We start from the raw sequence: 4,842 nt of genomic DNA, 5'->3' as shown, positions 1-4,842 counted from the left end.
AACACACCTCCATTCCTGTTGCTGAAGCACGAGAGTTCTATCCTCTATCTTCTGCTCAGAAGCGCTTATATATTTTACATCAGCTTGAAGGGGCAGAGCTAAGTTATAACATGTCAGGAGAAGTATTGATCGAGGGACCTTTAGACCGTGAACGTGTAGAAAAAGCTTTTCGTGAGATGATTCATCGTCATGAAAGCTTGCGGACAGGTTTTGAAATGATTGAAGGGGAGCCTGTACAAAAAATCTATCCTGAGATTCCTTTTCACTTAGAATTGTACAAATCTGATGATGAAGGGGCTCAAGAGATTATTCGTTCTTTTGTTCGAATCTTTGATTTAGAGAAGGCACCTTTGTTAAGAGTAGGATTAACTGAAATAACAAGTGAACGTCATATTCTCATGTTGGATATGCATCACATCATTTCAGATGGAATTTCCATCGCTGTGATCATTGATGAGTTTGTTCAGTTATATGAAGGTAAAGACCTTCTGCCGCTGCGCATCCAATATAAGGATTATGCTGTTTGGCAGCGAAAAGAATTTGATAGCGAACGATTGAAAAAACAGGAGGCATATTGGGTTGATACTTTAGCAGGAGAATCTCCTGTATTGGAGCTACCAACGGATTATACTCGTCCTGCTGTGAAAAACTTTGCTGGAGCTACATTCTATTTTGATCTTGATCCAAGAATCGAAGAAGGGTTAAGGCAAATTGCTTCACAAACAGAATCAACGTTATATATGGTTCTGCTTGCAGCCTATAAGACCTTACTCCATAAATATAGTAGACAAGAAGACATCATTGTAGGAACACCTATCGCGGGCAGAACGCACGCTGATTTAGAACCGCTAATCGGAATGTTTGTCAATACCTTGGCAATTCGCAGCTACCCTTCGGAAGAAAAAACATTCTTAGAGTTCCTAGCCGAATTGAAAGAAACGACTTTACTAGCTTACGAGAATCAGGAATATCCTTTTGAGGAATTAGTAGAGTTAGTTGATGTAACGAGAGATCTAAGTCGTAATGCTTTATTTGATACCATGTTTGTCCTTCAAAACACGGAGCAAGGCACCTTAGAAATTGAGGGGCTACACTTGCAAGAATATCCTCAAGAATATACGATGGCTAAATTTGATTTAACTCTGACTATTGATGAACTTGAGTCTGGTCTAACGTGTCAAATGGAATATGCTACCTCTCTATACAGAGAAGAAACAATCGAGCGAATGAGCAGGCATTTTGTTCAACTACTTGAGAGTATCGTAGAGAATCCACAACACACATTAGCCTCTTTGGAGCTGATTCTTCCTGAAGAGAGGGAACAAATCCTACGAGTCTTTAATAACAGTGAAGCTGACTATCCACGTGAGAAAACAATTCAGCAATTGTTTGAGGAACAGGCAGCAAGGGCTCCAGAACGGATAGCGGTTATTCATGAGAATCAAGTGATTACTTATGGTGAATTGAATGAACGTGCGAACCGTTTAGCACGTACCTTGAGAGCAGAGGGAGTCCAAGCCGATCATTTAGTTGCTATCATGGTGGAACGCTCTGTAGATATGCTTGTGGGAATCATCGCTATCTTAAAAGCAGGAGGAGCTTACGTCCCTCTTGATCCTGAATACCCAGAAGACCGTTTGTACTATATGTTAGAAGATTCAGGAGCACAAGTCTTGTTAACTCAGCGTCACCTGGAAGATCGCCTCTCGTATTCTGGGACAAAGCTGGTTCTTGATGACGATGCATCCTATCACGAAGATGGTAGTAATCTAGCTTCTGTTAATCAACCACAGAATCTAGCGTATGTGATCTATACTTCTGGAACAACAGGTAAACCAAAAGGAACTCTAATTGAACATAAAAATGTTGTACGCCTGCTGTTTAATGATCACAATCTATTTGACTTTAACGAGAATGATGTATGGACCTTATTCCACTCCTATTGCTTTGACTTTTCGGTATGGGAAATGTATGGAGCCCTATTATACGGAGGAAAGGTTGTTGTTGTTCCATCTTTGACAGCTAAAAATCCGAAGCAGTTTCTTCAGTTGTTAAAAGATCAGCAAGTAACGATCCTGAATCAAACTCCAACGTATTTCTATAAAGTTCTTCAAGAAGAAGCAGCAGAAGGTGGAAAGGGCTTAGCTTTACGGAACGTGATTTTCGGTGGGGAAGCCTTGAGTCCGTATCTATTAAAGGATTGGAAATCCAAATACCCGCATATTCAACTAATTAACATGTACGGTATTACGGAAACAACGGTCCATGTAACGTATAAAGAAATTACAGAAGTGGAAATCGAGCAAGCGAAAAGCAACATCGGTCAACCCATTCCAACCTTAAGCACGTACATTCTGGATGAACATCGGAACCTGCTTCCAGTAGGAGTTATGGGTGAACTGTATGTAGCTGGTGAAGGGGTTGCAAGAGGGTATTTGAACCGTCCTGATTTAACAGCCGAAAAGTTTGTTGATAACCCATTTAAACCTGGAGAAAGAATGTACCGTTCAGGTGATCTTGCTCGCTGGTTGCCTGATGGGAATTTGGAATACCTAGGTCGCATTGATCATCAGGTCAAAATCCGGGGATTCCGTATAGAATTGGGCGAAGTAGAATCGCAACTCTTAAAGTTAGACTCCATGCGAGAGGGAATTGTTCTTGCTCAGAAGGATGAAGCAGGACAAGAGGATTTGTGTGCTTATTTTACGGCAGAACGTGAATGGAATGTCAGTGAACTGAGAACTGCACTTTCTCAAGAACTGCCTAGCTACATGATTCCATCCTATTTTGTTCAGTTAGAACAAATGCCACTGACACCAAATGGGAAAGTAGATCGTCGCGCCTTACCGAAACCAACAACTGGGCTTCAAACAGGAACAGAATATGTAGCACCGCGGACTGAAATAGAAGAAAAGCTTGTACAAGTCTGGCAGGAAGTACTTGGTGTAGCAACCATTGGAGTAAAAGACAACTTCTTTGACCTAGGAGGACATTCTCTACGAGCAACTACGTTGGTATCTAAGATACACAAAGAGTTGAATATTGATCTTGCTCTTAGAACGATTTTTCAGGCTCCAACCGTTGAAGAGCTTGCCCAAATCGTATCAGAAACAGAACAAAACAAGCACATTTCTATACCTAGAGCGATGGAGCGTGAGGTATATCCTGTATCCTCTGCCCAAAAACGCTTATATATCTTACACCAGCTTGAAGGAGCTGAACTGAGTTATAACATTTCGGGTCAACTACTTTTAGAAGGATCGTTAGATCGAAATAAAGTAGAGGAAGTTTTCCGCAAACTCATTGCTCGTCACGAAACTCTTCGAACCAGCTTTGAAATAGAGCATGGCGAACCTGTACAACGAATTCATCCTAACGTATCGTTCACACTAGAATACGTTCAATCCAGTGACGATGAAGCGCAAGAGAGGATTCGTCAATTTGTTAGAGCTTTTGATTTAGGAGTAGCTCCGTTATTCCGAGCAGGGCTGATTGAGCTCGAAGAAAAACGCTTTATACTCATGTTGGATATGCACCATATCATCTCTGATGGTGTTTCGATAGAACGAATCACTGAAGAATTTGCCAAGTTATATGAAGGTCATGAGCTACCCCCTCTTAGAATTCAGTACAAAGACTATGCTGTTTGGCAACAGTCAGAAGTACAAAGTGAAAGAATTCAAAAGCAAGGAGAATATTGGTTAGACTCTCTAAAGGGAGAACTGCCTGTACTAGAACTTCCTACAGATTATGCACGTCCAGCTGTGCAAAGCTTTATGGGGGAAACTTACGATTTTGTCATTGATTCTTCATTAAGTAAGAGCTTAAAACAACTAACAAACCAGACAGGAACAACCTTGCATATGCTTCTGCTCGCAGTCTACAAAACATTACTGCATAAATATAGTGGGCAGGAAGACATTATTGTTGGAACGCCTATCGCTGGTAGAACACATTCCGACTTAGAACCTTTACTTGGGATGTTTGTCAATACTTTAGCGATTCGTAGTTACCCGTCAGGCGCGAAAGGCTTTATTGATTTCTTAAGTGAAGTGAAGGAAACGACTCTATTAGCTTATGAAAATCAAGAGTATCCGTTTGAAGAATTAGTAGAACATGTAAATGTATCTAGAGATTTAAGCCGTAATGCGATATTTGATACGATGTTTGTTTTAGAAAGTACAGCACAGAATGATCTAAACCTAAAAGACATTAAAATGCAGGATTATCCTTATGGAGATCAAATGGCTAAATTTGATCTCAGTCTGACGATAGAGGAGTCAGCAGAAGGATTACAATGCAATATGGAATACGCCACTTCTCTATATTCTGAAAGAACAATTAAGCGGATGGCTGACCATTTTGTCAAACTAATCGAAGCCATTATCACCAACCCTCAGAATAACCTTTCTTCTCTGGAAATTATGCTTTCTCAAGAGAGAGAGGAAATACTATATGTCTTTAATGAAAGAGAAGCAGTGTTTTCACATGAGAAAACCATTCAACAGCTATTTGAAGAGCAAGTGAACAGAACACCGGATTCTATTGCCGTTGTCTATGAAAATCAGGAGTTAACGTATAGCAAACTGAACCAACGAGCGAATCAATTAGCTCATACCCTACGAGCAAAAGGGGTTCAACCCGAGCAGCCTGTAGGCATCATCGCACACCGTTCAGTGGAAATGGTGGTGGGAATCTTAGCGATACTTAAAGCTGGTGGCGCTTATATCCCGATCGATCCAGAATATCCTGAAGAGAGAATTCATTACATTCTCAAAAATTCTAACGCTGAAGTGCTGTTGCTTCAACAAAATGTGCTAGATCAGCTTGATTTTGCAGGCA

At 40.7% G+C, this 4,842-nt stretch carries 1 protein-coding gene; it reads left to right on the top strand.

Translation table 11 applies throughout. The features are described 5' to 3' along the window. On the top strand, positions 1-4,842 hold a 4,842-nt coding region (locus JCM10596_RS22545), incomplete at both ends, for a non-ribosomal peptide synthetase (protein ID WP_025029028.1).

This window comes from Caldalkalibacillus mannanilyticus JCM 10596 (assembly GCF_000615945.1).
GTDB lineage: Bacteria > Bacillota > Bacilli > Caldalkalibacillales > JCM-10596 > Bacillus_AT > Bacillus_AT mannanilyticus.
This window is presented reverse-complemented; position numbering and strand designations above follow the sequence as displayed.